The 26,235-nt window shown below is 38.9% G+C and carries 20 protein-coding genes and 10 tRNA genes; 5 read left to right on the forward strand and 25 right to left on the reverse strand.

From position 1 onward, the window contains the following. Positions 1-51: 51 nt before the first annotated feature. From menC to ACIQ7L_RS09725, 6 genes are all read right to left on the reverse strand, one after another. On the reverse strand, positions 52-1,158 hold the full coding sequence (menC, locus tag ACIQ7L_RS09700; protein WP_400568582.1) for an o-succinylbenzoate synthase: 1,107 nt from the start codon (positions 1,156-1,158) through the stop codon (positions 52-54). Next, positions 1,159-2,604, reverse strand: a complete 1,446-nt coding sequence (locus ACIQ7L_RS09705; RefSeq protein ID WP_400568584.1) for an o-succinylbenzoate--CoA ligase — start codon at positions 2,602-2,604, stop codon at positions 1,159-1,161. A 317-nt stretch (positions 2,605-2,921) separates the two neighbouring features. Beyond that, the gene (gene menB, locus ACIQ7L_RS09710) at positions 2,922-3,740 is read right to left on the reverse strand and encodes a 1,4-dihydroxy-2-naphthoyl-CoA synthase (RefSeq protein WP_098338513.1); all 819 of its coding nucleotides are present in this window, start codon (positions 3,738-3,740) and stop codon (positions 2,922-2,924) included. A gap of 83 nt (positions 3,741-3,823) precedes the next feature. After that, positions 3,824-4,636 (reverse strand): 2-succinyl-6-hydroxy-2,4-cyclohexadiene-1-carboxylate synthase, encoded by an 813-nt coding sequence (gene menH, locus ACIQ7L_RS09715; RefSeq protein ID WP_400568585.1) that lies wholly within the window; start codon positions 4,634-4,636, stop codon positions 3,824-3,826. Continuing rightward, complete coding sequence (gene menD, locus ACIQ7L_RS09720; protein ID WP_400568587.1) at positions 4,633-6,387, reverse strand: 2-succinyl-5-enolpyruvyl-6-hydroxy-3-cyclohexene-1-carboxylic-acid synthase; 1,755 nt, start codon at positions 6,385-6,387, stop codon at positions 4,633-4,635. Before menD ends, menH begins: the two co-directional genes overlap by 4 nt. Continuing rightward, positions 6,384-7,778 (reverse strand): isochorismate synthase, encoded by a 1,395-nt coding sequence (locus ACIQ7L_RS09725; RefSeq protein WP_400568589.1) that lies wholly within the window; start codon positions 7,776-7,778, stop codon positions 6,384-6,386. Before ACIQ7L_RS09725 ends, menD begins: the two co-directional genes overlap by 4 nt. Before the next feature lie 192 nt (positions 7,779-7,970). Between ACIQ7L_RS09725 and ACIQ7L_RS09730 the strand changes: the two genes are divergently transcribed. Both ACIQ7L_RS09730 and ACIQ7L_RS09735 read left to right on the forward strand, forming a co-directional pair. Next, entirely contained in the window at positions 7,971-8,924 is a 954-nt protein-coding gene (locus ACIQ7L_RS09730) for a 1,4-dihydroxy-2-naphthoate polyprenyltransferase (RefSeq protein WP_400568591.1), read from the forward strand. Between the two features lie 487 nt (positions 8,925-9,411). Further along, positions 9,412-10,140 carry a TraR/DksA C4-type zinc finger protein gene (locus ACIQ7L_RS09735; protein ID WP_400568593.1) on the forward strand — a complete coding sequence of 243 codons (729 nt, stop codon included), beginning with the start codon at positions 9,412-9,414 and terminating at the stop codon, positions 10,138-10,140. Between the two features lie 172 nt (positions 10,141-10,312). Here ACIQ7L_RS09735 and cspD read toward each other — a convergent pair whose 3' ends face one another. Both cspD and ACIQ7L_RS09745 read right to left on the reverse strand, forming a co-directional pair. After that, complete coding sequence (gene cspD, locus ACIQ7L_RS09740; RefSeq protein ID WP_001193050.1) at positions 10,313-10,513, reverse strand: cold-shock protein CspD; 201 nt, start codon at positions 10,511-10,513, stop codon at positions 10,313-10,315. A gap of 486 nt (positions 10,514-10,999) precedes the next feature. Continuing rightward, positions 11,000-11,227 (reverse strand): MFS transporter, encoded by a 228-nt coding sequence (locus ACIQ7L_RS09745; RefSeq protein WP_400568625.1) that lies wholly within the window; start codon positions 11,225-11,227, stop codon positions 11,000-11,002. A gap of 370 nt (positions 11,228-11,597) precedes the next feature. Here ACIQ7L_RS09745 and ACIQ7L_RS09750 point away from each other — a divergent pair, with 370 nt between their 5' ends. Further along, positions 11,598-12,380, forward strand: coding sequence for a TIGR00266 family protein (locus ACIQ7L_RS09750; RefSeq protein WP_400568596.1), 783 nt, complete (start codon positions 11,598-11,600; stop codon positions 12,378-12,380). A gap of 407 nt (positions 12,381-12,787) precedes the next feature. After that, complete coding sequence (locus ACIQ7L_RS09755) at positions 12,788-13,510, forward strand: lipase family protein (protein WP_400568598.1); 723 nt, start codon at positions 12,788-12,790, stop codon at positions 13,508-13,510. Positions 13,511-14,125: 615 nt separating this feature from the next. Here the strand turns inward: ACIQ7L_RS09755 and ACIQ7L_RS09760 are convergent. From ACIQ7L_RS09760 to ACIQ7L_RS09785, 6 genes are all read right to left on the reverse strand, one after another. Continuing rightward, positions 14,126-16,534 (reverse strand): glycogen/starch/alpha-glucan phosphorylase, encoded by a 2,409-nt coding sequence (locus ACIQ7L_RS09760; protein ID WP_400568600.1) that lies wholly within the window; start codon positions 16,532-16,534, stop codon positions 14,126-14,128. 11 nt (positions 16,535-16,545) lie between these two features. Continuing rightward, complete coding sequence (gene glgA / locus ACIQ7L_RS09765; RefSeq protein WP_400568627.1) at positions 16,546-17,982, reverse strand: glycogen synthase GlgA; 1,437 nt, start codon at positions 17,980-17,982, stop codon at positions 16,546-16,548. Positions 17,983-18,300: 318 nt separating this feature from the next. After that, complete coding sequence (locus ACIQ7L_RS09770) at positions 18,301-19,344, reverse strand: GlgC family sugar phosphate nucleotidyltransferase (RefSeq protein ID WP_400568602.1); 1,044 nt, start codon at positions 19,342-19,344, stop codon at positions 18,301-18,303. 18 nt (positions 19,345-19,362) lie between these two features. Next, positions 19,363-20,493: a glucose-1-phosphate adenylyltransferase gene (locus tag ACIQ7L_RS09775; RefSeq protein WP_400568604.1), complete on the reverse strand. Its 1,131-nt coding sequence runs from the start codon at positions 20,491-20,493 to the stop codon at positions 19,363-19,365. Continuing rightward, complete coding sequence (glgB, locus tag ACIQ7L_RS09780) at positions 20,441-22,378, reverse strand: 1,4-alpha-glucan branching protein GlgB (RefSeq protein ID WP_400568605.1); 1,938 nt, start codon at positions 22,376-22,378, stop codon at positions 20,441-20,443. The genes ACIQ7L_RS09775 and glgB overlap by 53 nt, the downstream gene beginning before the upstream one ends. 364 nt (positions 22,379-22,742) lie before the next feature. Continuing rightward, positions 22,743-23,687, reverse strand: coding sequence for an L-lactate dehydrogenase (locus tag ACIQ7L_RS09785; protein WP_097898977.1), 945 nt, complete (start codon positions 23,685-23,687; stop codon positions 22,743-22,745). Positions 23,688-24,296: 609 nt separating this feature from the next. Here ACIQ7L_RS09785 and ACIQ7L_RS09790 point away from each other — a divergent pair. Beyond that, a complete protein-coding gene (locus ACIQ7L_RS09790) occupies positions 24,297-24,560 on the forward strand; it encodes an alpha/beta fold hydrolase (RefSeq protein ID WP_400568607.1) in 264 nt (87 codons plus the stop codon). 203 nt (positions 24,561-24,763) lie between these two features. Here ACIQ7L_RS09790 and ACIQ7L_RS09795 read toward each other — a convergent pair whose 3' ends face one another. The 11 genes from ACIQ7L_RS09795 to ACIQ7L_RS09845 all read right to left on the reverse strand — a co-directional run bounded on the left by ACIQ7L_RS09795 (position 24,764) and on the right by ACIQ7L_RS09845 (position 26,138). Next, complete coding sequence (locus ACIQ7L_RS09795) at positions 24,764-25,240, reverse strand: DUF5680 domain-containing protein (RefSeq protein ID WP_400568609.1); 477 nt, start codon at positions 25,238-25,240, stop codon at positions 24,764-24,766. Between the two features lie 57 nt (positions 25,241-25,297). Then, positions 25,298-25,369: transfer RNA gene (locus tag ACIQ7L_RS09800), tRNA-Glu, on the reverse strand. A 6-nt stretch (positions 25,370-25,375) separates the two neighbouring features. Next, positions 25,376-25,466, reverse strand: a tRNA-Ser gene (locus ACIQ7L_RS09805). Positions 25,467-25,470: 4 nt separating this feature from the next. After that, a tRNA-Asn gene (locus ACIQ7L_RS09810) sits at positions 25,471-25,545 on the reverse strand. A 4-nt stretch (positions 25,546-25,549) separates the two neighbouring features. Then, a tRNA-Ile gene (locus tag ACIQ7L_RS09815) sits at positions 25,550-25,626 on the reverse strand. Between the two features lie 11 nt (positions 25,627-25,637). Further along, positions 25,638-25,708 (reverse strand) — tRNA-Gly (locus tag ACIQ7L_RS09820). A gap of 13 nt (positions 25,709-25,721) precedes the next feature. Then, positions 25,722-25,797, reverse strand: a tRNA-Lys gene (locus ACIQ7L_RS09825). 10 nt (positions 25,798-25,807) lie between these two features. After that, positions 25,808-25,883, reverse strand: a tRNA-Thr gene (locus ACIQ7L_RS09830). A 14-nt stretch (positions 25,884-25,897) separates the two neighbouring features. Further along, positions 25,898-25,973, reverse strand: a tRNA-Phe gene (locus ACIQ7L_RS09835). A gap of 9 nt (positions 25,974-25,982) precedes the next feature. Beyond that, positions 25,983-26,058 (reverse strand) — tRNA-Asp (locus ACIQ7L_RS09840). Positions 26,059-26,061: 3 nt separating this feature from the next. Next, a tRNA-Met gene (locus tag ACIQ7L_RS09845) sits at positions 26,062-26,138 on the reverse strand. Between the last annotated feature and the right edge of the window lie 97 nt (positions 26,139-26,235).

The raw sequence follows: 26,235 nt of genomic DNA on the forward strand, positions 1-26,235 counted from the left end.
AGACGATAGAAAAAAGAGGATGTGAATTCGCATCCTCTTTTTTCTATCCACTCATCTCCCACATACAATACGCTGCTTCGTTATTTTTCCTAATCTTTCGCGGTCTACTTTATACCCAAATCCAACTTCTTTCGGAACAATTACCTTTCCGCCTTGCAGCGTTACCTCTGGTGAAATAATATCTCGCTCCCAGTGCCTGCTAGAAGCTGAAATATCACCTGGAATCGTAAAATTTGGAAGCGATGCTAACGCAATATTTTGCGCGCGTGAAATTCCCATCTCAACCATACCGCCGCACCAAACAGGAATACCATGTTCCTTGCAATAATCATGAATTTGAATCGACTCGGTTAATCCCCCAACTCTTCCCGGTTTAATATTCACAATCCGGCAACTACCAAGTGTAATTGCTACCCTTGCATCCTCTAAGCTATGAATACTCTCGTCTAAGCAAATCGGTGTCTCTATTTGCTTTTGCAGCTGTGCATGATCAAGAAAATCATTGTCTGCTAAAGGCTGCTCAATCATCATTAACTGAAACTCATCTAACCTCTTTAATTGCTCAGTATCCGCTAACGTATACGCTGAGTTTGCATCGGCCATTAACGGAACCTTTGGAAAGGCATTTCGAATTTCCTTCAGCAGTTCATAATCAAGGTCTGGTTTTATTTTCACTTTAAAACGACCATATCCTTCTTTTGCATACATTTCAATTCGCTTCAACATATTAGGAATGGTATCTATTCCAATTACAACGCCGACTTCAATTTCTGGTTGTGTTCCCCCAAGTAAAGTCGCTAATGATTGATTTTCACGTTTCGCATACAAATCCCATACAGCGCCTTCTATTCCCGCCTTTGCCATTCGATTCCGTTTTATATGTTGAAAAAGATTAGGAATTTCACTCGGATGCGTAATTTCTGCTTTCAATAAATCTGGCAATAAAAAATCTTGAAGCATATGAAGTGCTGTTGTTACGGTTTCTTCCGTATACCATGGCTCTGAGAAAGCAACAACTTCTCCAAAACCGATATATCCGTCCATATCTTCTAGTTCAATGACGATACTCTCACGTGTTTCATATGTTCCGTAACTTGCTGCAAAAGGAGTCACAAGCGGCATTTCCGTTACATAAAGCGTTGCCTTTTTGATTTTCATCTACATTTCCTCCAGCAAGTGCCTTAGTTCCCGTCTTAACAATTTTTTCGAAGCGTTTCGTGGTAACTCAGGTAAAAAATGCACTTCCTTTGGTACTTTATACTTTGCTAATTTTTCTTCACAAAAATGAATGATTTCTTCCTCTGTTACATAGTCTGCTCGTACAATAAACGCGGCTGGCACTTGTCCCCACCGTTCATCTATTTTTCCAACAATACCAGCTTCCGCCACTTTAGGATGCGCAAGCAGTACTTCTTCAATTTGCGCTGGATAAATGTTTTCCCCTCCCGAGATAATTAAATCACTGCGCCGATCTAATACATATAGGAACCCTTCTTCATCCAAATATCCAAGGTCTCCAGTATGCAGCCAACCGTTCTGTATTGTTTCACGCGTTGCTTCTTCACGCTTAAAGTAACCATGTGTCACATTCGGACCTTTTACAACAATTTCCCCTTCAACATGAGGTGCTGCTACCATGCCATCCTTCTCAATTCGAAGCTGACATGGGAAAAGTGGTTTACCCGCTGAACCGACTTTCGTTAACATGTAATCAGCTGATAGCGTACAAATTTGAGAAGAAGTTTCTGTCATTCCGTATGTTTGGTACACAGGGATTCCTTTTCTCACACATACTTCTAATAGAGGCTTCGGTGCTGGTCCCCCGCCTAATAGCATGCAGCGTAAAGAGTTAGGATAAGTTCCCTCTCCAAGTCTCTCTAATAAGTCTGTTAACATCTTAGAAACGACCGATATGATTGTTACCCCTCGTGTTTTTATCGCCTCATGAATGAAATCAGGATCATATTTCGGAACGAGTAAAATGCGCATACCGTACATAATATTTTTCATTAACAGAGATAACCCGCCTACATGAAACATCGGCATGCATGCTAACCAACAATCATCATCACGAAGCCCTAAGTTCAGTGATGATCCAACTGCACTCGCCCAGTGATTACCGTATGTTAAGATAACACCTTTTGGCTTTCCTGTTGTTCCTGACGTATAAATAATTGTCATCGCTTCTTCTAAAGAGAACTCCTCTTGAACAACTGCAATTTGCTTCGGTCCGTTCACTACCTCTTCAAATGCATATACTGGTACTTGCTCCGTTTCAAATTGTTGGTCCGTTACTAAGCAAATAACTTCAGCATCTTCCATTTGCCAAAGTAGCTCTTCTCTTGAAAGACGTGTATTCAGAAGTACAGCTACCGCTCCTATATAAGATAAAGCGTGAATGACTGTGATCATCTGGATACCATTTTTCATCAGAACAGCCACTTTTTGACCTTTCTTCACCTGTAAGTGTGAAAGGTGTTCACAAACAGATACCACTTTTTCATGCAGCTCTAAAAAAGAAATTGTCTCCTCTTTCGTTTCAATCGCAGTGCGCTCTGGTGTTAAAAAAGCACGTTGCATTAACCAATTGGGCATCGTCTCCATTACACATTCTCCTTTCATGAAAGAAAGAGACTTGATGTAGAATCAAGTCTCTTGTTTTTTGCTTCCGCTTTTGATTTATCTAGCTACAGCGGCTAGAACAGTCGGTCGTTTCACACCTTCCTGCGAGGCAAAAAACGCCTCTTCGTCAGGAGTTCCAACGCCCTCTTGTTCTAAACGAGCCGCTTCCGCTTTTAATCCTATCTAGCTACGCCTCCTAGCCCTTTGCGTCTAAGAACCTTCCGCACGAGAAAGTAAAAATCACTTTCTGTGCGAAAGAACCTTAGCCGTCAAGGCTGAACAGTCGGCTCCGCTTTTAATCAAGGGAAACGAGGGAATTGTCCGAAGTCTGGACGACGTTTTTCTTTGAACGCGTCGCGACCTTCTTTTGCTTCATCAGTTGTGTAATACAATAACGTCGCGTCTCCCGCTAGTTGCTGGATACCAGCTAAACCGTCTGTATCTGCATTGAATGCAGCTTTTAAGAAACGAAGTGCCATTGGGCTGTTTGCTAAGATTTCTTCTGCCCATTGTACTGTTTCTGCTTCAAGCTCTTCTAATGGTACAACTGTGTTTACTAAGCCCATATCAAGTGCTTCTTGTGCACTGTATTGACGACATAGGTACCAAATTTCACGAGCTTTCTTATGACCTACCATACGAGCTAAATAGCCAGCTCCATATCCGCCGTCAAAGCTACCTACTTTAGGACCAGTTTGTCCGAATACAGCGTTGTCAGCCGCAATTGTTAAGTCACATACGATATGAAGTACGTGTCCTCCACCAATTGCATAACCTGCTACCATTGCGATAACTGGTTTAGGGATTGCACGAATTAAACGTTGTAAGTCTAGTACGTTTAAGCGTGGGATTTGGTCCTCACCTACATATCCGCCATGACCGCGAACTTTTTGGTCACCGCCAGAACAGAATGCACGTCCACCTTCACCAGTTAAAATGATAACGCCAACATTTGCATCATCACGTGCGTGTGCAAAAGCATCGATTAATTCCATTACCGTTTTAGGACGGAATGCATTATGTACTTCAGGGCGGTTAATCGAAATCTTTGCGATACCATTGTATGTAGAATAAATAATATCTTCGTAATTGCCTTCTTTTACCCATTCAATAGCCATTACTCTTACCTCCTTTTTATTGTGCTAATGTTTGCCCACTAGCCACTCTATAAGTTCTACTCTCTTCAAGTAAGAAAAAAGTATCACTGCATAGTTTTTAGAAATCCCTTTACTATTGTATCAAACTTTTGCGGTTGTTCCACATGAATTGCATGGCCAGCCCCATCAATTTTGACAAATTTCGCGTGAGGGATGCCTTTTTGTATGTTTTTTAAGATGTGAAAGAACTTTTGGTCGCTCTCTCCGTTTATTAACAAGACAGGCATTTTCAGCTCTTCAAGCCGATTCCACCATGATGGCTGCGCTCCTGTCCCCATGCCTCTGAGACTATTTGCGAGTCCTCTTGGGCTATTGGCAAGTCTCTCTTTTCGCACTGCTTCTTGTACTTCTCGTGGCAACTTTTTTTGCGTTGCAAATAGCGGGATATTTTCCCAACGGTTTACAAAGGATTCCATTCCTTCTAATTCAATTCGATCTGCAAGCTGTTCATCTTTTTCACGGCGTTCTTTCCGGTCCGCCTCTTGCTTCAGTCCGGCTGTACAATTTTCTAACAGCAAAGAACACACACGGTTTGGATACAAACATGCCATTGTAATCGCAAGCCTTCCGCCCATTGAGTATCCAAGTATATGCGCCTTTTCAATACGCAAATGATCAAGTAGCATCGTCATTTGGAGTGCTACATTTTGAATATTATAATGCGCAAGTTCCTTAGGACTTTCCGTCTTCCCATGTCCAACAAGGTCGACTGCAATCACTTGAAACTGTTTGCTCCATGAAGGAATAAACGTACGCCACGTCTCCATACTACCCGTAAAACCATGAAGAAGTAGAAGCGGCTCTCCGCTTCCGACCACTTCATATTCATACGTCACACCTTGCAGCGCTACTTTCATTCCACTTCACCTTGTACGAATGTTGTAACGGTGTTTGATGTCTTTGCCCATAATTCACGATGCAGCTGCAAGTTCTCTTCTCGATTTGTACAAATTTCCACAACGTGTAGGCCTTTTTCCGTTGTTCCTTTTTGTACTTCTTCACGAAATGCTTCCCAGCCATTTACACGGGCAAATGAACCTCCATACATTTTAACAACGTGTTCATAATCCAATCCAAGCGGTGTTCCGAATAATGATTCGAAATGTTCCTTTGATTCATATTGCGGTAAGAATGAGAAAATACCGCCACCGTCATTATTCACAACAACAATTGTTATGTTTAAATCATGTAATTTTGCTGCTAAGAGCCCATTTAAATCGTGATAAAATGATAAATCACCAATTACTAATACAAGTGGATCACAAACTGTACTTGCTCCTAATGCCGTTGAAATAATCCCGTCAATACCATTCACACCACGGTTCGCCATGATATGGACCTTTTTATCTGTTGTAAAGAAAAACGTATCTGTATCACGAATTGGCATACTGTTGCTAATAAATAACGTTGCGTCTTCTGGCAATACATGCATCATGTCTGTAATTACTTTTCCTTCAAATGCTGTTTCATATGTTTCAATTTCACGAAGATGTGCTTTCGTTTTATCATTTATATATTTCCACATCTTACACCAATCATTCTGTTCTCGCTTTTGCATATTCCCTATCAGTTCTTTACAAAAATCGATATCACTTGCACATACAACTTCAGTTGCTGCAAGAGCTGGATCTCTCCATTTTCCAGATTCATCTACAACGATATGAACAGCCGTCTTTTGTTTCTTTATATACTGCGTTAAAGCTTTTGATACAGGCATACCGCCGAAACGAATCATAACATCCGGCTTCCATGTATCCTTTAACAATTCATTTCGTAAAAATGTATCGTAACAATCAATTACCATTGTTTTATCATGTTGCCCAGAGCGAAGGTTTGAAAGTGGATCTGCTAAAATGGGATATCCTGTTTTCTCAGCAAACTGCGTAATCACTTCCGCAAGATCTTGATGACTATCATCTCCACAAACAATAAGCCCCTTTTCCATACTTGAAAGGCGCTCTATAAGAGAACTTCCGTATTCACTCGTCATTGTCATGTTTCCTTGATAGACTGCCCCTGTATATTCACCACGACCCTTTTCCCATAAATTCTCTAAAGAGAAATCAGGAATGAGCGGCTCCCGAAGCGGAAAGTTAATATGGATAGGACCCTTTGGCGCAAAACATGCACTTGCCACAGCACGCCCTGCTGTCATACGAGCATAATGATACATTGACTCTGAAGCCTCTGGAAGTGCCATCTCCATAAACTGTTTCACAAAAGAACCATATAAATTCAATTGATTCATCGCCTGCGGTGCGCCCACATCTCTTAGCTCATGCGGTCTATCCGCTGTTAATACAAGCATCGGCACTCGTGAATGAAATGCTTCACAAATGGCTGGATAATAGTTCGCTGCCGCTGTTCCTGATGTACACAAAATCGCTACAGGACGCTTCTTCGCTTTCGCAATACCAAGCGCGAAAAAAGCAGCTGATCGCTCATCTACATGCAAATACGTTTTTATTTGTTCATGCTGCTCCATTAGCAAGGCTAACGGCGTTGACCGTGACCCTGGACTAATGACAACATCATATACATTTAGACGCGCTAGTTCGTCCACAAACGCGCCTAAATAATATGATAATGCTTCTATATGATTATTCATTTCATTAATTCCTCCAAAGCACCAAGCATCGGTCTAAACTTCAAACTTGTTTCTTCATATTCAAGTTGCGGCACTGAATCAATTACAATTCCGCACCCCGCAAATAAGGATGCCTTCTCATCTCTTAATAATCCACATCGCAGTGCTACCGCAAATTCACCGTTCCCTTTGTCATCTATCCAGCCGATCGGTGCTCCGTACAACCCTCTATCTAATAATTCAACATCACGAATCAGCTTCATTGCTTCAAGACGAGGTGTCCCGCCAAGAGCTGGCGTTGGATGCAGTTCTTCTACCATTGTCAAAAGAGATGCATCACCTTTCGCTTCAACCGGTGTATACAAATGCAGTAAATTTTTCGTTGTTAATAAGTCTGGATGCTGCGGAATATTAACAGACTCACAATGCTCATTTAATACGTCCCGAATCATGTTTACTACATAGCCGTGCTCTGCTAAATTCTTTTCATCATGAAGAAGCATCGCGCCATTTTGTTTACTTTCTTCTATAGAATTACCATGACCAATCGAACCAGCAAGGCACATCGATGTAAATTTCTCGCCTTCTTTTCGAATCAATCTCTCAGGTGTCGCTCCTAAGAAACACGCTCCTTTATAATCAAAAGAAAATACGTAGCAATCTGGTTGTCCAATACGAAGCGCTTCTAAAACCCGAGCAGAATCAATCTCTTGATCCATCACTAACTTTAGCTCTCTTGCTAATACAACTTTCTGTACGCTTCCTTTTCTCATTTCATCCTGCACTTTTACAATTGCATTCATCCAGCCCTTTGGATCAACTTCTATCTTAGAAGTAACCGCCAATCTCGCATCCACAAGCGGGCGCTCACTCTCTTGTAAAATCCTTTTTTCTAAAGAGACAATCTCTTCATAAATCTTCTCTGCAGAATCTTCAGCTGTAACAAATGTATTCATCGTTAGCCATGCTTTTTCATTTTTTACTGTTAATAGAAAAGCTGGTAACGACAATGTTGTATCTTTAAATTCTTTCCAAAGACCCGTTTGTTCTTTTTCTGGATCGAATGAAAAACCGCCAAATAAAAGTGGGCCAGTCCCAAATTCATACTCTTCTCTTTGAACAATTGCCTTCTCCTGCACTTTACTCCACTCCGCGCGAGCATTTTGAAAGCGCTTGTCAGAAGAATTTGCTATAGTAAAAACAGAACCAATTCCAGCAAATATGACATGCTGAGCCGGGTCTGTAAAATAACATCTATGTTCGGATGCAACCCTTCTTCCTGCTGCATAAAAAAGGAGCGGATCCACCCAATCTATTTGTTTTACAAAACTAACCAATGTTTTTTCATCAGTCGCATGTTCAATAGCTGTAATCAATACTTCTTGTAAATCTTTTTGTTTCGTCTGAATCACAAAGTCTCCCCCCTATGGGCGAAAAATAGTCATAAATACGCTTGATTTTAAGATACACCTCAAACGAAAGCCCTGTCAACGTTTAGCATTTCTGAGAAATTCACCTTCTCTTCCTAGAAAATAAACATTGACACTAAAAGATGCTTTTCCTACACTTAATTGTGTACATTACGTGACAAAGGAGGATTCAACATGGAAATGAAAGTCGAAACGAATTCCTCTCCTATGCCGCCAAAGCTAAGTAAACAAACGGGTTGGCGCATTTGGTGGAGTTTATTACGTCCTCATACATTAACAGCCGCTTTTGTTCCTGTTTTTATCGGAACAGCTTATGCAATGCAAGTAGGGGGTATTAATCAAATACATTTCCCTCTTTTCTTTATCATGCTTCTTGCTTGTCTTCTCATTCAAGCAGCAACAAACATGTTTAATGAATACTTTGATTATAAAAGAGGGTTAGATCATGAAGGTTCAGTTGGAATTGGCGGTGCAATCGTCCGTGACGGAATTCGGCCAAAAACTGTACTGAATTTAGCATTTGGATTTTTCGGTATCGCCATGCTATTAGGCGTTTATATTTGTATGAACTCTAGCTGGTGGCTTGCTGCAATCGGTCTTGTTTGTATGGCTGTTGCCTACCTTTATACAGGCGGCCCACTTCCAATTGCCTATACGCCTTTTGGAGAATTAACAGCAGGGTTGTTTATGGGTATTATTATTATTGGTATTTCATTTTTCATTCAAACTGGAACGGTAACATCGGAAGTTGTCTTACTCTCCATTCCTAACGCAATTTTAATCGGGGCTATTTTACTTTCTAATAATATTCGTGACTTAGATGGAGACAAAGAAAACGGTCGTAACACATTAGCAATTATCGTTGGACGTGAGAATGCAGTTGGTGTCCTTGCTTCTATGTTTATCGTTTCCTATATTTGGACGATTGCATTAATCATTGTCGGAATCGTATCGCCATGGATGCTTATCGTTTTCCTAAGTGCACCGAAAGCATTTAAAGCAACAAAAGGATTTATCGGAAAAAGCATCCCGATGGAAATGGTACCTGCGATGATCGCGACAGCAAAAACAAATACAATCTTTGGATTTTTAATGGGAATTGGTTTATTACTTGGATATTTCCTATAAAAAAGGGACTGCCTAGGCAGTCCCTTTTTTATAGCCGTTTTTTCAAATATATCGATCGCTCAACGATTTACGACATAATAGATTCCCTCTAGTTCCTTTTCATAACGTGAAACTTTCATCAGTGGAATTTTATGGTTATATAAATCCATTTTCATTTTTCGACATCTAAATCCCTACTATGCAGAATAAAAAGTAACTTACACTCGTTTGTTCTTTCTGTTTTTACTTCGCATGGGGCAGAAACAGGCCCTGACCGCTTCTATGCATGGCCAGATGCTCTCTCCTACCTAAAAAGAGGGGGTTTTTAATTGATGTATATATAGTTGAACGAATCAGGCTTTTACAGGCAGCTTATCTCCCACTTCATTTCTTTGTTCTTCACTACATTTTGAAGTCAAAGTACTACCGCCCGCAAATAGCGGGATAATTCCCACAATCCAGCCCATACTACATAAAGAAACCGAATTGTAGGAAGGTGGATACTACTATGTTAACTCCACAACAAATCAATCATTTTAAATCCATATTAGAACAGCAACAGCAAGAACTTGAACAAACGCTGCAAAATCATGAGAGTGAAAATCGTGCTTCTGAACGGGAATCTGTTGGGGAATTATCTGCTTATGATAACCACCCTGGTGATATGGCTACCGAATTATACGAACGAGAAAAAGATTTCGGGCTAATTGAATTATGGAATAAACAGCTGCAAGATACAAAGCACGCCCTGGAAAAAATTGAAGCTGGCACATACGGTATTTGTGAAGTGTCCGGTGAAGAAATTCCACTGGAAAGATTGGAAGCAATGCCAACTGCAACAACTTGTATTGAACATACAACGAATAAATTAAATCTAGAAGCACGTCCCGTTGAAGAAGAACTACTAGAGGGATTTGGCAAATATGATATAGACAGTGCTGTTGGATACGATGCTGAGGATGCTTGGCAAGACGTCGCTTTATACGGAACATCAGAAACACCAGCGGATTTAGAACGCCGCGATTCTAAAAACTTTAATGAGATGTATGTCGATGCTGAAGAGCCACGTGGTTACGTAGAAGACTTTGAGAACTTCATCGGAACGGATATGTATGGAAAGAATCCGCAGGTGTATGCGACAGAAGCACATGAAGAATATGAGCAAATGCTGGACGATTTTGAAAAACGTGCCTTTAATGGAGAGTTATCTTCTGATGAATCTGGTTCGAAGGCATAAAAAAACATCCATCGGTGAGGGCTTCATCCTCCACTAATTATTAGGCTTTTACAGGCAATTTATCTTCCAGCTTACTTCTTTGCTTTCACCGAATTTTGAGGTGGGAGTATTATGGTTAATGCAGAATAAAAAAAGCATTCCGAAATTCGGAATGCTTTTTTTCGCTAGCTAATTAGTTTTTTGTAACGTTAGCAGCTTGTGGTCCACGGTTACCTTCAACGATTTCGAAAGAAACTTCTTGACCTTCTTCTAAAGTTTTGAAGCCTTCGCCTTGGATCGCTGAGAAGTGAACGAATACATCGTCTCCACCTTCAACTTCGATGAAACCGAAACCTTTTTCGCCGTTAAACCATTTAACTTTACCTGTTTGCATGTCATGTACCTCCTAAATAAAATGAAACTATGAATCCACATGAAAAGGTGGATATAAAGGACATGAATGCATTACAAGCTTAAGGCCTTGAATTCAACGTGCTTTATTTCCGTACCACATTATGTAGCTCATTAGTGATTCCACTATATCACGCTATATCAAAAACGTCAAATGCGAACACTGTCACTTCATCATCTTTCATAATTTTTATTTTTAAGATCTAACGAGTCTTTTATAAGTACAAATAAAAATCCAATTGTACATAGAAACTCTAACCAATTGAATGTGTGATCTTTTAGCAATTCAGCAATAAAGTCAATGCCATTCGTAACAAATAATATGCCAAAAATGCATATGCTAACTTTCAATATTTTTAAACTTTCCATACTGTTCACCTCAAATTCCAAACAAACATCATATTGTTATTTAAATATCATAATGAGAAATATATGTGTATATAGCTTTTCACCACGCTATATTTTGTGATTACATTTTCTTTCGACCAAATGTATCGACCCATACTCCAGCAATAGGAGATATTAGTAGTTGAACAAATGCAAATGTAGCAATTAAATATTCCATAATATCAGTACCTAATTGTAATGTCTTCATATAAGATGGCATTATGGGAACAACAAAACCAATGCCTAAAAATACGATAAATAAATTGAATATTACTAAAGCTAAAGAAAAATTTTTTCTGTTATCTGCAATCGTAAAAAACTTTGTATTGTACTAATAAGTAGTATAAACATTCAAGTTACTTTAATGTCAATACAGTAATTGAACTACCCCCACCTTCACTTCGTTTAGAGGAAGGGGTCTTCTCGGTTAAAATAATAAAGAATATAAGTCTTCTGATGTTGGAGCGATAAATTCATAAGAAAACGTCGTCTTTTCTCAGCTAACTTGTTTAGAAAGAATGGCGTTTTATCATTTGGGGCAGGATACTTTTTTAAGTTAATGGACATGTATATTCATCCCTATTTATTATTTTTATTTGAAAATTAACAAAACGATAGTTTTCTAATTCCTTTAATTTCTGTACAATAATACTAGTATCTATTACATATGAGGTGAAATAATGAAAGCACATGAAATTGAGTATAAATTATACGGGGATGATATGCAGTTCGTTGAAATCGAATTAGATCCAGAAGAAAGCGTGATTGCAGAAGCTGGAGCCATGATGATGATGGAAGACCATATCGAAATGGAAACAATTTTCGGTGATGGAGCTAGTCAATCTAGCGGCCTTTTCGGTAAATTAATGGGTGCTGGTAAGCGTCTTGTTACAGGTGAAAGCATGTTTATGACTGTATTTACAAACACAGGTCATGGCAAACGTCACGTATCATTTGCTGCACCGTACCCTGGAAAAATCGTTCCAGTTGATTTAACAGAATATCAAGGTAAAGTAGTTTGTCAAAAAGATGCATTTCTTTGCGCTGCAAAAGGTGTTTCTATCGGAATTGAATTCACGAAAAAAATAGGCAGCGGCTTCTTTGGCGGTGAAGGCTTCATTATGCAAAAACTTGAAGGTGATGGACTTGCTTTCATGCACGCAGGCGGCACAGTATATAAACGTGAACTTAAGCCTGGTGAAAGACTTCGCATTGATACAGGGTGTCTTGTTGCGATGACGAAAGATATTAACTATGATATTCAATTCGTAGGTAACGTAAAAACTGCGTTATTTGGTGGTGAAGGCTTATTCTTCGCAACATTAGAAGGTCCAGGAACAGTTTGGATCCAATCTTTAACACTTAGCCGTTTAGCAGCGCGTATTACAAGCCCAGCAGCTCAAAGCAGCGGTGAAGGCAGTGTTTTAGGAGGGCTTGGTCGCCTTCTAGATGGTAAAGAGTAAAATCGATCAAGGCAAATCGCTACGTCATCATACGTAGCGATTTTTTTCATTTATCCCGCTATTTGTGGGCAGTAATACTCCCACCTCAAAATTCAGCGAAAACATTGTCCAGCTCTAGCAGCTAGAATCTCCGGTCGTTTCCGCTTTTCTAAAGAAGTAAGGTAGGAGATAAACTGCCCGTAAAAGCCCGATTGGTGAGGGCTAATAATCAGTGGGGGATGAAGAAAACCCCCACTGATTAAAGTTCACTTTATCTTTTTCTATTTTAGAACTGTACATACCGTTCTGAATCATATAATACTCCATTGCCTCATTTATCTCACTTTGTTTTAAAGCTACTCAAAGAATGATTCCCCCTTTTAACTCATATATTGAACTATACTTTTTTCTTGAGGAGGGCTTCCTAGATGCGTGCTCCTTTGTCCTTTGACAAAGATACTGCCATATTGTTAGCTTCTTGCTGCGAGTTAACATATGAACAATATAAACAAAATGGAGTTTTCCAAATACCTGATGGATTTCAATATGTACAAGGCTTTCAAGGAAAAGCAATTCAAACAACAGAATGGTTTGGCTTCATCTTAGAATCTGACGATACCATCATTGTCGCCTTTCGCGGAACACAAACAGATCCAGATTGGATTATCGATTCACTTGTAAATCAAAAACCGTATCCATACGCCTTAAATAGCGGGAACGTTCATAACGGCTTTCTCTCTATCTATGAGTCTTGCCGCGATACAATTATGGATATACTTGTCTCTTTACCATCTCATAAAAAGCTCCTTGCTACAGGGCATAGTTTAGGAGGGGCACTTGCTACACTGCACATATTAGATGCACGCGTTAACACTGCGTTTGCACAATACGGTCTCTATAGCTTCGCTTCTCCAAAGGTTGGAGATATCGCTTTTCGAAACTACTATAAACTCCAAGTAGCCAGTAGCTTTCGCTTCGTTAATTTATTTGATGTCGTTCCGCTTCTTCCCCCGCGTAAAGTACATTTTAATGAACAAGACTGGGAATATACACACGTTCATCACAACATGACATTTACAAAAAATACAAAATCCATTACCAACAATCATTCTATTACAACATATAAGGCATGTCTGACTTCTCATTTTTGAAACGGAAACATTTGGAAATGGCATACTAGTATACTATAATATTTTTTGTAACTATATATACATCAATTAAAAAACGACATAAAACCCCTCTTTTTAGGTGGGAGAGAGCATCTGACCATACATGCTAAAATACTTCTTTACACTTTTTCTTGTTATAGTTTTTGCAGTTACAGGTTTCTGTACATTCTCATACTTTGCTACAGAGGAATATGATGGAACTGGTATGTTATATTTAGTGAATCCTTATATCTCCATAGCGAACTAATCAAAAACAGCTTGGAAAGTTTCCAAGCTGTTTTTACTTTGCATACTATTTCATTCCATTTATTTAAACTATTTTTTTAGATAATACATATACATCAATTAAAAAGCCGACATAAAACCCCTTTTTTTAGGTGGGAGAGAGCATCTGGCCATGCATGGAATCGGTCAGAGCCTTTTTCTGCCACATGCGAAGTAAAAACAGAAAGAGCAAACGAGTGTAGGTTACTGTTTATTCTGCATAACAGGGATTTAGATGTCAAAAAATGAAAACAGATTTATATAGTTCGGACTTTCATCCATTTTTCTTAAAAAATATTCACAAAGGACTTCTCCGTTTTCCTATCTTATTAATCATGAAAGTTTAACTCTATCACCAATACCCCAGATCTCATTACTATATTGTAAAATCGTACGATCGCTCGCAAAATGACCTGATTGTGCAATGTTTAAAATGGACATTTCTAGCCACTTTCTTCTGTTTTCATACGCTCTTCCTACATCTTCTTGCCTTTCTGCATATGGGCTAAAATCACGAAGAACAAAGTACTCGTCATTTTGAATGACAAGAGAGTCGTAAATAACCTCAAATTCAGCTCCAGCATTTGTAAAAAAGCCATTCGTTAATTGATCAACCACTTTTTTAATGTGCATATTATGATGGTAGTAATCATTTGCATGATAGCCACCATTTTGGTAATAATGAAGCACTTCTTCTGCCGTTAAACCGAAAATGAAACAGGCATCATCGCCTACCCTGTCCTTTATTTCAATATTTGCACCGTCCAGTGTTCCAAGTGTAACCGCACCGTTCATCATAAATTTCATATTTCCTGTTCCCGATGCTTCCTTACTCGCTGTTGAGATTTGCTCACTTACATCTGCCGCGGGGAAAATATCTTCTGCTAGGGAAACCCGATAGTTTTCTAGAAAGATAACCTTCATATATTGACTTACATACGGATCATCATTTACCTTTCTAGCAAGTTCGTTTATTAACTTAATAATCTTTTTCGCGTAATAATAACCCGGCGATGCTTTCGCCCCGAAAATAAATGTACGTGGATAAAAAGAAAAGCTAGAATCCTCTTTTAAACGATTATACAAATATAAAATATGTAACACGTTTAATAGCTGCCTTTTGTAAGCATGCAATCGTTTTACTTGTACATCAAAAATGGAATTCGGGTCAACAATAATCCCCATTTTATTGTGAATGCGCTCTGTCAAAATCTGTTTACGCTCCTGCTTTACAGCCTGCAACTTGTCAAGGAACGCCGCATCCTGTTTAAAATTTTGCAGTAATTGCAACTGAATCGGCTGCTTCTTCCACTCCGTTCCAATTGCTTCTGAGATGAGATTCGTAAGCTGCGGGTTTGCCTTCATAAGCCAGCGCCGATGGGCAATCCCATTTGTTTTATTATTAAATTTATCTGGATAAAACTCATAAAACAATCGCATTTCACGTTGTTTCAAAATTTCCGTATGAATTTTGGCGACACCATTTACGCTATAACTTCCGACGATTGCTAAATGCGCCATTTTTACAAGGTCATGCGCGATAATAGCCATGTCTTCAATTCGCTTCCACTCATACGGATACCGCTCCCAAAGTTCGTGACAAAAACGCTCATTAATCTCTTCAATAATCATATAAATGCGTGGTAATAACGGTTTAAAGATGTGAATGGGCCACTTCTCAAGCGCCTCTGATAATGTCGTATGATTCGTATAAGAAATCGTCTGAGTCGTAATATTCCATGCTTCTTCCCAAGCGAGCTTTTCCTCATCTAGTAAAATACGCATAAGCTCCGGAATTGCTAGAACCGGATGCGTATCGTTAATATGAATCGCAATTTTCTCATATAAATTACGAAGCGTTCCATTTCGCTCTCTCTGCATGCGAACAATGTTTTGTAAACTTGCCGATACAAGGAAATACTGCTGCTTTAAACGTAGTATTTTCCCTTCATCATGTGTATCATCTGGGTATAAAAATTCTGAGACCACTTCTGTATCGCGTTTATATTTCAAAACATTTTTACAGTTTTGCGGGAAAGGAACTGGCTCTGCATTCCAAAGTCTGAGTGTATTCACGGTATCTGTTTCATACCCAACAACTGGAACATCATATGGAACCGCCATGATCACTTCTGCATTCGTATGACGAAATTCGAGGCGACCATTTATTTCTATTGGCTCTACATCTCCAAAGTAGCTCACTTCTACCGCTTGATCATACCTTCTTACTTCCCATACATTTTCATGAAGGAGCCATTGTTCTGGTAGTTCTACTTGATATCCATCAACAATTTTTTGATCAAATAAGCCATGCTTATACCGAATGCCATATCCATGCCCAGGAAGATTTAAAGATGCAAGTGAATCGAGGAAACAAGCCGCTAAGCGACCTAATCCTCCGTTTCCAAGACCTGCATCCGCTTCACTTTCTTCTAGTTCCTTTAATGAAATACCAAGCTCAGAAAGCCCTTGTTCACATACATCACGAATTCCTAAATTGAGCATGTTACTTCCAAGTAAACGCCCAAGTAAAAATTCAATTGATAAGTAATACATTTGCTTTTGATTTCCAGCTCGGTACCTTTCATTCGTTGCAATCCAATCCTGATTTATATACTCACGTACCATATGACCAAGTGTATTATACTGATCTCGACTTGTAGAATCTTTGAAACTTTTCCCATACATCGTTTCTAGTTTTTCTAAAAAAGCTGCTTTAAAGCTTTCCACATGAGTAAACATTTTTTCACCACCTAAGAGCGTTTCAGCAAACTGCTATATAGATCCTTATATGCAAGCGCGGACGTTTTCCAGCTGTAATCTGCTGTCATCGCTTGTTTTACAAGCTGATTCCATACTGGCTGATTATGATAATAATGAAGTGCACGACGAATCGTATGTAACATGTCATGCGCATTAAAATTTGTAAAGGTGAAGCCATTTCCAGATTCGGTCTCCTCATTATAAGACTGCACCGTATCATTCAATCCTCCTGTTTCTCTTACGATTGGGATTGCGCCGTATGCTAATGCAATGAGTTGTCCGAGTCCGCATGGTTCAAACAATGATGGCATTAAAAATAAATCACTGCCCGCATATACTTGATGCGCCAACTCTTCATTAAATCCAATGTATACCTTTACTTTTTCTGGATATTCATATGCCATCCACTCAAAAAATTGCTCATACTCAGAATCCCCTGATCCTAAAATGATGCATTGTACATCCTCTTCCATGATTTCACGGAAGACAGCGCGTACTAAATCAAGACCTTTTTGCTTTGTTAATCGCGTTACCATCGAAATAATTGGTGTATCTTCTTTTTCCGGCAAACCAAAATAACGCTGTAAGGCACGTTTATTATCTTGTTTTTCATATAATGACTCCGCATCATACTGAGCAGTAATATACGGGTCTGTTAGCGGGTTATATACGCTCGTATCAATCCCATTTACAATGCCGCTCAGCTTATCATTATATTTACGTAATAAGCCATCTAGTTTTTCGCCAAAAAATTCATATTGAATTTCTTCTTTATACGTCGGACTGACCGCTGTAATACGATCTGAAGCGATGATACCGCCTTTCATAAAATTAACATTTCCATAGAACTCAAGCTGTTCGCTATGGAAATATTCATCACCAAGCTCAAGTAAATCATGCATAACCTCGCGTGGAAATACACCTTGGAACTGCAAATTATGAATGGTATAAACCGTTTTAATATGTTTATATAACGGGTTGTCCCCATACTTTTCACGCAGTAAGAAATTCGCCATTGCGGTATGCCAATCATGGCTGTGTAGAATATCCACTTCAAAATCAAGATGTGGGATACATTCTAATACAGCTCTCGAAAAGAAAGAAAAGCGTTCTCCATCATCATAATGACCATAAAGCGAATCTCTTTTAAAATAGTATTCGTTGTCGATTAAATAATACGTAATCCCGTCCTGCTCACCTTTCAAAATTCCGCAGTACTGATTTCGCCAACCGAGCTGAACATTGATTACTTTATGAAGCGTACATGCTTCTCGTAAATGTGCAGGGATAAGACTATAGTTCGGAAGTATAATGCGAACGTTTACTCCTAATTTCTTCAACTCTTTTGGAAGTGCACCTGCTACATCTGCTAAACCTCCGGATTTAATAAACGGTACGCATTCTGATACTGCAAATAAAATATTCACGTGTTGTTCCACTGCCTGAAAAGCGTATACGCCGATAGCCGCCCTTCTAACAGCTTCCTCCCTTCGAGTTTTTGATTCGTTATATATATCCATTTTGATTTTCCAACATATAAGTCACGGCTATGAAGAACAAAAAGTGACCTGCGCTCGTTCTCTCTCTTTGTTTTAACTTGGCGTGGGGCAGGAAGAGGGTCTAACCGCTTCTATGCATGGCTGGATGCTCTTTCCCACCTAAAAAGAAAGGGTTTATGTTGGTTCTTCAATTTGTATTTATATATTTATGAGCAGATGAATCCCTATCAAATAGGGATTCATCTTTTAGAACATTTGAGAATAACTATTGATTGTGTGATTTTGGACACTACCTTTTTCCACAACGTACGGATTGTCAGGTGTTCCTGTTAAAATCACACCATCCTCAATTTTAACATCCTTATCAATAATAACGCCGTCTAGTATACAATTATCTCCAATTTGGCTCTTTTGCATAATAATACTGTTTCGAATGACAGAACCTTTTCCAACCTTTACAGAGCGAAATACAACACTGTTGTCTACTTGTCCTGCAATCATACTACCGTTTGCAATCATTGTATTTGTCACCCTAGCACCTTTCATATAGCGCGTTGGTGGTTCATCTTTTACTTTTGTAAAAATAGGGGCTTCCTTCGTAAATAATTGTTTCCAAATTGAAGGCTGCAAAATTTCTAAGCTATGTTTATAGTAGCTTTCAATTGAATCGATTACCGCTACATATCCCGTATGTTCATATGTAGTAATACATAGCGATTCTCCTCGTTTCTCCTTGACTACATCAAATAAACTATAGTGTTCCATATCTTTATATGTTTCAAATAAATCTAATAATAATTGTTTCTTAAGTACATAAGTTTGCAGTGAAACACCTTTATGACATACCTCAGTGACATCTGCTTTCGTATGTATATGTCTCTCTAACACCTTTTGAAAATTTAAGGCGGTAACAAGATGGCTATTTGTAATGACTACATACTCCTCTCTGCTGCGCAGGAAATAATCAGCATGTCTCCGGAAATGAGCAAAGGAACCAAACTCATCTTGATCACATTGGCAATTCGGAGGAAATAAAAATAAACCGTCACGTTTTCTATCCAAATCCCATTGTTTCCCTGATCCGAGATGATCCATCAAGGAGCGATTTTTATGACTTGTAAAAATCGCTACACTATGAATATGGGAATGAACCATATTAGAAAGCATGAAATCAATGAGACGATACCGTCCTCCAAATGGCAGTGCCGCCAGTGAACGGTGCCCAGTTACTTTCTTTAAGGAAGGAAAACTCCCTGTTGCATTAATAATTCCTAACATTGTTTCTCCCATTCATCTCATCCCCTTTGTCTATTTTCCCTCTGCAATTAATACGATGTCATCCGTATTTTTCTCTGACCGAATAACCATGTCATCTTCAATTACCATACCTGATCCAACAATCGCTTTTTCAATCACAACATTTTTACCAATGTGAGCTCCCGGCATAACGACTGAATCTATTACCTTACTTCCTTCTCCTACTGTTACACCTTGGAATAAAACGGAATGCTTCACTTCCCCTTCAATAACACATCCCTCATTTATTAATGATTCCTCCACTTTTGCCGCTTCAGAAATAAACTGTGGTGGCTCATTTGGATTGACAGAATAAACGCGCCATTCATGATCATTTAACCGCAGCAAAGACTCATCACGAAGCAAATCCATATTTGCTTCCCATAGGCTCTTGACCGTTCCAACATCTTTCCAATACCCTTGGAATGGATAAGCAATTAATTTCTTTCCTTCATCTAATAAAAGCGGGAGGACATCTTTTCCAAAATCATTACTAGACTCTGGATTTCGCGCATCCATCTCTAAATATTCTTTTAAAATTTCCCAATTAAAAATATAAATTCCCATTGAAGCTAAATTACTTTTTGGAAACTGTGGCTTCTCTTCAAATTCAATAATTTCCATCTCTTCATTCGTATTCATAATACCAAATCGACTTGCTTCTTCCCAAGGTACTTCAATAACCGAAATCGAAACATCTGCTTCTTTTTCAATATGGAAATCTAGCATTTTACTGTAATTCATTTTATAAATGTGATCTCCTGACAAAATCAGAACATATTCTGGATCATACTGCCGTAAAAAGTTTAAATTTTGATAAATTGCACTTGCTGTTCCCGTATACCATTTTACCCCAGAGGACTCTGCATAAGGAGGCAGCACGGTTACTCCCCCGTTCACACGGTCTAAATCCCACGCATTCCCAATCCCAATATAATTATGGAGCTCTAATGGTTGATATTGCGTTAAAATCCCCACTGTTTCAATCCCAGAATTCGAGCAGTTGCTTAATGTAAAATCAATGATTCGATACTTACCGCCAAAAGGAACAGCTGGCTTTGCTAAATTTTTTGTTAAAGCACTCAAACGACTACCTTTTCCCCCTGCTAGTAACATTGCTACGCACGTCTGCTTTTGAACCATCTTGTTTTTTACTCCCCTTTCTCGTCTTCACTGGCCGTAAAATGGACACGCCAAATGGTGGAATTGTGATTTCTACATGAGCAGACTGATTATGATATGGCTCTAAAATCGTTTTTAGACGCTTTTTATTTACCTGTCCTGAACCGCCATACATTGCTGCATCACTATTTAAAATCTCGTTATAATACGTGAACTCTGGTACACCTACTTTATAATTTTCATACACCGCATTAGTAAAATTACATACCACGACAAGGATATCTTCTTCCTTATCTCCTTTCCGAATAAATGAGAAAATACTTTGTTCTTTATTATTAGCATCAATCCACTGAAATCCCTCTTGCGAATGATCAAGCTGCCAAAGTGGTTTAGAGCGCTTATACAATGCTATGAGCTCTTTAAAATAATCATGCATATAACGATGCATTTCAAAGTCATGTAGATTCCAATCTAAATCCTCAAGATCTTTCCACTCATCAAATTGACCAAACTCACCGCCCATAAAGAGCAGCTTCTTGCCTGGATGCGTAAAGAAATATCCATATAATAAACGCAGCTGTGCAAACTTTTCCCAGTAGTCTCCTGGCATTTTATTTAACAATGATTTTTTCCCATGAACAACTTCATCGTGAGATAGTGGCAATATAAAGTTTTCGGAATAAGCATACAGCAAAGAAAATGTCATTTTCTCATGAATATATTTCCTGTATTCTGGTGCGCACTCCATATATTTCAATACATCATTCATCCAGCCCATATTCCACTTATAATTAAATCCTAGTCCGCCCTCATACGTTGGGGTTGTTACAAGCGGCCAAGCTGTCGAATCTTCTGCAGTCATGAGAAATTCTGCATCTTCTGCAAATACTGCCTCATTTAACTCTCGCAAAAAGGAAACTGCATATTCATTACTTTGCTGCTTTCCTTCCTTCTCCCAATACAACATATTAGCAACCGCATCAACGCGAAAACCGTCAATATGGTAATGCTTCATCCAAAACAGTGCATTTGAAATTAAAAAGTTTCGAACTTCCTGCTTTCCCAAATCAAAGTTCACTGTTCCCCAAACGCGATTTTCCCGTACATCCAAATCTTTATATTCATAGGTCGGCGCTCCATCAAATAAATACAAACCGTGAGCATCTTTGCAAAAATGCCCCGGTACCCAATCTAAAATGACACCGATTCCACATTTATGACATTCATCGACAAAATACATAAAATCATGAGGCGTACCAAATCGGCTTGTGACCGCATAATATCCAGTTCCCTGATATCCCCAGGAACGATCATACGGATGTTCAACAAGCGGCATAATTTCAATATGAGTAAATTGATGCTCCACCACATATGGAATAAGCCCATCTGCCATCTCTCGATACGAGTACAGAGAGCCGTCTTCTTTCTTCTTCCATGAACCAAAATGTAATTCATAAACAGCCATTGCTTCCTTATAAATCGGCTTCCGCTTCTTCTTCCGAAACCAATTCTGATCATTCCATTCATATCCTCTTATATCAAAAATAGCCGATGCCGTATTTGGTCTTACTTCTGCATATATACCGTAAGGATCTGCTTTCAAAAGGATCTCACCATCTAAAGTCTCAATCGCATACTTATATATTTCTTGCTCCTCTAACTGTGGGATAAACAACGACCAAATACCCTCTTCTGTCATTTTTCGCATCTTATGTTGCCCATTATTCCAATTATTGAAATCTCCAACAACACTTATATTTTTTGCATGAGGAGCCCATACAGTAAAACGTACGCCTTGTCTCTCTCTCTCTCTTACAAGGTGTGCTCCAAATATGTTATAGCTCTCATAACATCCTTCTGTATGAAATTCAGACAATCTTTCTTCTATGCAATTTGTTACACCCAATATGTTCACCTCACTAAGATGACAGAATTTTTAATACCTTTAAACTTTCGCTAAATAACTGAAATATCCTTGTGACATTTTAAATAAATATACGTTTTTTCACGGAAATCAAAGGTAATATTTAAAATTTTGATAAAATATATCGAATTTTGACGAATATTCGTTGAAAACGGTTTATTTTCACATAATAAAAAACCACTCTATGTTTGAATAGAGTGGTTTTCCTATAAACAATCCTTCTCCAAGAAAAGGGGGTGTATATTTGGGGATATACAAGGGAACTGGAAAAGGAATTTATATGAAATTATATAAAGATTCAGAAGCTGGAAGCAGTTTCCCGCCTCTGAATGATTTATCAGTTATCTTATAGTACTGGTGCCATTGTTTCTTTTAATACTTTTACAGAGTGAGCGAATTTCGCTTTTTCTTCTTCATTTAACTCAAGCTCAACGATTTCACGTACACCTTCGCGGTTAATAACAGCTGGAACACCTACATAAGCATCTTTCTCACCGTATTGACCTTCAAGGTATGCAGATACAGTTAGTACACTGTTCTCATTGTTTAAGATTGCTTTTGTTACACGAAGTAGTGACATACCGATACCGTAGTAAGTTGCACCTTTACGCTCGATAATGTGGTAAGCAGCATCGCGTACATTGATAAAGATTTTATCTAAATCTTCTTTGTTATACTGTTCGTTATTCGCTAAAATTGTTTCTAGCTTTTGTACACCTACAGTAGCGTGGCTCCATACTGGAAGTTCAGTATCACCGTGTTCACCAATGATGTATGCATGAACGTTACGTGGATCTACATCTAGGTAGTCACCTAACATATAGCGGAAACGAGCAGAGTCTAAAGTTGTACCAGAACCGATTACGCGTTCTTTTGGTAATCCAGATTCTTTCCAAGTTACATAAGTTAAAATATCAACTGGGTTAGTTGCGATTAAGAAAATCCCATCAAATCCGCTGTCCATAATACCGCGTACGATTTGTTTAAAGATTTTTGTGTTTTTCTCAACTAAATCTAAACGAGTTTCACCTGGCTTTTGTGGTAATCCAGCAGTAATAACAACAAGATCTGCATCTTTACAATCTGCATAACTACCTTTCCAAACCTTTGTTGGTGCTGGAGCAAATGGTACTGCATGGCTTAAGTCCATTGCTTCTCCTTCTGCTTTTGCTTCGTTTACATCGACAAGTACAAATTCCTCAGCTACACCTTGGTTAATCATTGAGTAAGCATAACTACAACCTACAGCACCTGTTCCTACTAATACTACACGATTGATACCTTTTTTCATGGTAATTCCCCTCTCTATTGTTCACATTTATTATTATTATTGTTGTTGTTTAAGTAATTAATTAAAATACTAATTTAATGTTGTTTAACTTCCTTACATCCATATTGTAGCATAAGTTATTGTGAATTCATTCACAAATTATGACCTATTTGTGAACTTTTTCACAGATAGTATAAAGTTATAATGGCGGGGGTGGAATCAATCTCAATGGAAGCCTTTTCTTTAGATTGTGAATAAAAATAATGTGATTTCAGTATTTCATTTTATCAATAAGCTATATTATATAATAAAAATTCCAGTATTTACAAAGAAACTACTCTTATATATACATCAATTAAAAAAACGACATAAAACCACTCTTTTTGGGTGGGAGAGAGCATCTGGCCATGCATAGGAGCGGTCAGGGCCTTTTTCTTCCACATGCGAAGTAAAAACAGAAAGAGCAAACGAGTAGAGGTTATTTTTTGTTCTACATAGCAGGGATTTAGATGTCGAAAAATTAAAATGGACTTATATAGTATGAAATTAGACTGAATAGTCGGTTTATATTTTATTATAGGAGTGGATCATATGAAAGATCACATCATAACTTTACAAGACGAGTGCAAGTTGACCTATCTTGAATATGGTAAAACAAATGGACTACCAGTCATGCTATTCCACGGTACACCCGGTTCAAGAATTTGGTCATTAACAGATGATATCGTAGCAAAACGATTAGGCATACGACTTATTTCAATAGATAGACCTGGCTACGGGCTCTCTGATCCAAAACAAAATCGAACAGTTCTGGATTGGGCAGAAGATGTAAATGATTTAGCAGATCAACTAAAGCTCCAAACTTTTTTCTATTTTACAAACAATTATTCATGATGCAAATGGGACAAACGAATCGGATATATCATTTCATACTTCCATTTGATCCATTAACATAAAAATTAATACAGCCAAAATATTTATATAAATAGGCTCTGTTAAAGTAAATTGTTGATAAACGATATGTAAAAAACCACCCAAACTATTAGGTGGTTTTTTCTTTGGCTCTTTTCACAAATATTGTTGTTTTATCGGAATAATTATCGTACTATTCCACCGTTGTATCTCAATTCATATACCTTTTCATCACCTATAAGGATGATTTCTTGCCCGTAAAAACAATCAAGAGTTCCTTCATACTCATTCTTGAAAATATATGTACCTGATTCATAGTAATTTGGACCACGATAGATAGAATTTGTATCAACTAACCTTAACGCTTGGCGAAGGAAACTATAAATTGGACCAATGATATCCCAATCTGCGTTTTGGATGGTGACGCCACCTGAATAGGCCATTGACCAGATTGGACGATTCTCAAACTCCACCGTTTCTTGTCCGATAAAAAAAGCTGAACCATAATAAATATCCCGATAAGAATAATCACCACTACAGTATTCAAGTTGTTTTGAACCGTTTAATAACGGTTCAACCGATGCATCATCTCCCTGGGATGCATATGTATTTCTTTTAGCTTCTACAAGGAATTGGGTGAGCAATTCATGATTGATTGACATAATACTCCTCCATCACATACAAAAAAGAGATAGCGGATTATGCTATCTCTTTTAATATGACCCGTACGGGATTCGAACCCGTGTTACCGCCGTGAAAGGGCGGTGTCTTAACCACTTGACCAACGGGCCAATTTCTGGCAGAGAAGAAGGGATTCGAACCCTCGCACCGCGTTAGCGATCTACTCCCTTAGCAGGGGAGCCCCTTGAGCCACTTGGGTACTTCTCTATAATGGCTCCGCAGGTAGGACTCGAACCTACGACCGATCGGTTAACAGCCGATAGCTCTACCACTGAGCTACTGCGGAATAATGGTGGGCCTAAATGGACTCGAACCATCGACCTCACGCTTATCAGGCGTGCGCTCTAACCAGCTGAGCTATAGGCCCCTAATAGAAAAAGCGGGTGAAGAGAATCGAACTCTCGACCAGAGCTTGGAAGGCTCTTGTTTTACCACTAAACTACACCCGCATAAAATTGTAAATGGTGAGCCATGAAGGACTCGAACCTTCGACCCTCTGATTAAAAGTCAGATGCTCTACCAACTGAGCTAATGGCTCATTTTGAAAGTGGTGCCGGCTAGAGGACTTGAACCCCCAACCTACTGATTACAAGTCAGTTGCTCTACCAATTGAGCTAAGCCGGCTTGCTATTTCAAAATGGTGGCTCGGGACGGAATCGAACCGCCGACACGAGGATTTTCAGTCCTCTGCTCTACCGACTGAGCTACCGAGCCTTTATGTAATGGCGGTCCCGACCGGGGTCGAACCGGCGATCTCCTGCGTGACAGGCAGGCATGTTAACCACTACACCACGGGACCATTTGGTTGCGGGGACAGGATTTGAACCTGCGACCTTCGGGTTATGAGCCCGACGAGCTACCAGACTGCTCCACCCCGCGACGATATAATATTATTTTAAAAATGGAGGAGGTAGAGGGATTCGAACCCCCGCGCGACTCTCGCCGCCTGTCGGTTTTCAAGACCGATCCCTTCAGC

It is taken from the genome of Bacillus sp. NPDC094106, from assembly GCF_044764345.1.
Lineage (GTDB): Bacteria > Bacillota > Bacilli > Bacillales > Bacillaceae_G > Bacillus_A.

What these genes read in the sequence shown, in the direction of transcription:
- menC (WP_400568582.1), bottom strand. Translation starts at nt 1,158, where the DNA reads ATGAAAATCAAAAAGGCAACGCTTTATGTAACGGAAATGCCGCTTGTG.
- ACIQ7L_RS09705 (WP_400568584.1), bottom strand. Translation starts at nt 2,604, where the DNA reads ATGGAGACGATGCCCAATTGGTTAATGCAACGTGCTTTTTTAACACCA.
- menB (WP_098338513.1), bottom strand. Translation starts at nt 3,740, where the DNA reads ATGGCTATTGAATGGGTAAAAGAAGGCAATTACGAAGATATTATTTAT.
- menH (WP_400568585.1), bottom strand. Translation starts at nt 4,636, where the DNA reads ATGAAAGTAGCGCTGCAAGGTGTGACGTATGAATATGAAGTGGTCGGA.
- menD (WP_400568587.1), bottom strand. Translation starts at nt 6,387, where the DNA reads ATGAATAATCATATAGAAGCATTATCATATTATTTAGGCGCGTTTGTG.
- ACIQ7L_RS09730 (WP_400568591.1), top strand. Translation starts at nt 7,971, where the DNA reads ATGGAAATGAAAGTCGAAACGAATTCCTCTCCTATGCCGCCAAAGCTA.
- ACIQ7L_RS09735 (WP_400568593.1), top strand. Translation starts at nt 9,412, where the DNA reads ATGTTAACTCCACAACAAATCAATCATTTTAAATCCATATTAGAACAG.
- cspD (WP_001193050.1), bottom strand. Translation starts at nt 10,513, where the DNA reads ATGCAAACAGGTAAAGTTAAATGGTTTAACGGCGAAAAAGGTTTCGGT.
- ACIQ7L_RS09750 (WP_400568596.1), top strand. Translation starts at nt 11,598, where the DNA reads ATGAAAGCACATGAAATTGAGTATAAATTATACGGGGATGATATGCAG.
- ACIQ7L_RS09755 (WP_400568598.1), top strand. Translation starts at nt 12,788, where the DNA reads ATGCGTGCTCCTTTGTCCTTTGACAAAGATACTGCCATATTGTTAGCT.
- ACIQ7L_RS09760 (WP_400568600.1), bottom strand. Translation starts at nt 16,534, where the DNA reads ATGTTTACTCATGTGGAAAGCTTTAAAGCAGCTTTTTTAGAAAAACTA.
- ACIQ7L_RS09770 (WP_400568602.1), bottom strand. Translation starts at nt 19,344, where the DNA reads ATGGGAGAAACAATGTTAGGAATTATTAATGCAACAGGGAGTTTTCCT.
- ACIQ7L_RS09775 (WP_400568604.1), bottom strand. Translation starts at nt 20,493, where the DNA reads ATGGTTCAAAAGCAGACGTGCGTAGCAATGTTACTAGCAGGGGGAAAA.
- ACIQ7L_RS09785 (WP_097898977.1), bottom strand. Translation starts at nt 23,687, where the DNA reads ATGAAAAAAGGTATCAATCGTGTAGTATTAGTAGGAACAGGTGCTGTA.
- ACIQ7L_RS09795 (WP_400568609.1), bottom strand. Translation starts at nt 25,240, where the DNA reads ATGTCAATCAATCATGAATTGCTCACCCAATTCCTTGTAGAAGCTAAA.